General features: G+C 61.6%; 1 protein-coding gene. It reads left to right on the forward strand.

Annotated features, from left to right (window positions below; genetic code table 11):
* Window positions 1–66: 66 nt before the first annotated feature.
* Window positions 67–1,563: an AAA family ATPase gene (locus AC1D1Z_RS37040; RefSeq protein ID WP_477853787.1), complete on the forward strand. Its 1,497-nt coding sequence runs from the start codon at window positions 67–69 to the stop codon at window positions 1,561–1,563.
* Window positions 1,564–1,777: the final 214 nt, after the last annotated feature.

Here is a 1,777-nt window from a genome sequence, read left to right on the forward strand (position 1 = left end):
CGGCCGAGCTGAGCCATCGCTACATCACCGACCGGTTCCTGCCCGACAAGGCCATCGACCTGATCGATGAAGCCGGCCGAGCTGAGCCATCGCTACATCACCGACCGGTTCCTGCCCGACAAGGCCATCGACCTGATCGATGAAGCCGCGGCCAAGATCAAGATAGAGATGGACTCCAAGCCCGAGGTCATGGACAAGCTCGACCGCCGCCTGATCCAGCTACAGATCGAGCGCGAAGCCGTGCGCCGCGAAAAAGACGAGTCTTCGAAAAAGCGCTTCGACCTGATTGAAGAGGAGATCGCCAAGCTGCAAAAGGAGATATCCGACCTCGATGAAATCTGGCAGGCCGAAAAAGCCCAGGCGCTCGGCTCCAAGGACGTGATGGAAGAAGTCGGCCGCATCCGCTTCCAGATCGAGGAATTCACCCGCAAGGGCGACTTCAACAAAGTCGCCGAGCTGCAATACGGCAAGCTGCCCGAGCTGGAAAAGCGCCTCAAAGAAGCGCAGGCTAGCGAAGCCAGCAAGGGAAAGTCCAGTGCGCCTACCTTGCTGCGCACCCAGGTCGGCGCTGAAGAGATCGCCGAGGTCGTGGCGCGCGCCACCGGCATCCCCGTCAGCAAGCTGATGCAGGGCGAGCGCGACAAGCTGCTGCTCATGGAAGGCAAGCTGCACGAGCGCGTGGTCGGCCAGGACGAAGCCATCGGCGCCGTGGCCAACGCCATCCGCCGCTCGCGTTCGGGTCTTTCCGACCCGAACCGGCCTACGGGGTCTTTCCTGTTCCTCGGCCCCACCGGTGTCGGCAAGACCGAGCTGTGCAAGGCGCTGGCGGGTTTCCTGTTCGACAGCGAAGACCACCTGGTCCGCATCGACATGAGTGAGTTCATGGAAAAGCATTCCGTGGCCCGCCTGATCGGCGCGYCTCCGGGCTACGTGGGCTACGAGGAGGGTGGCTATCTGACCGAAGCCGTGCGCCGCAAGCCCTACAGCGTGCTGCTGCTCGATGAGGTGGAAAAAGCCCACCCCGACGTCTTCAATGTGTTGCTGCAGGTGCTGGACGATGGCCGCCTGACCGACGGCCAGGGCCGCACCGTGGACTTCAAGAACACCGTGATCGTGATGACCAGCAACATCGGCTCGCCCATCATCCAGTCCATGGTGGGGCAGCCCTATGAGGATGTGAAAGAGGCGGTAGAGGGCGAGCTGAAGAACTACTTCCGGCCCGARTTCCTGAACCGTATCGACGAGACCGTGGTGTTCCATTCGCTCGACGCGAAAAACATCGAGTCCATCGCCCGCATCCAGCTGCGTACGCTGATAGCGCGTCTGCAGAAGATGGACCTCAACATGGAGGTGTCGGAAGCGGCGATTGCCGAGCTCGCCAAGGTCGGGTTCGACCCGGTGTTTGGCGCGCGCCCGCTCAAGCGTGCGATTCAGCAGCGCATTGAAAACCCGCTGTCGAAGTTATTGCTTGAGGGCAAGTTCCCGCCCAAGAGCACCATCCCGGTGGATGTGGACCCGATCCAGAATCCGGGGGTGTTCAGCTTCGAAGCGGCGGCCGGGTGAGGCCGGGCTGAGCGGCGCCTGCAGCTTGCTATCGGATTGATAGCTGCTCGCGCTTACCAGCGGGGGCTGGTGGCCATTATTGATGTGAAAAAGACAAAAACCCGTTCCTGCGCACGCAGGCAACGGGTTTTTTCTTGCTCGCCGTCTGGGGCGGCAGGCAGAGCCGCTTGCGGCCATGATCCGTTAAAGTCATTCACGAGACCGCACAAAAACC

The sequence above is a fragment of the Rhizobium sp. P1_E1 genome (assembly GCF_056406015.1).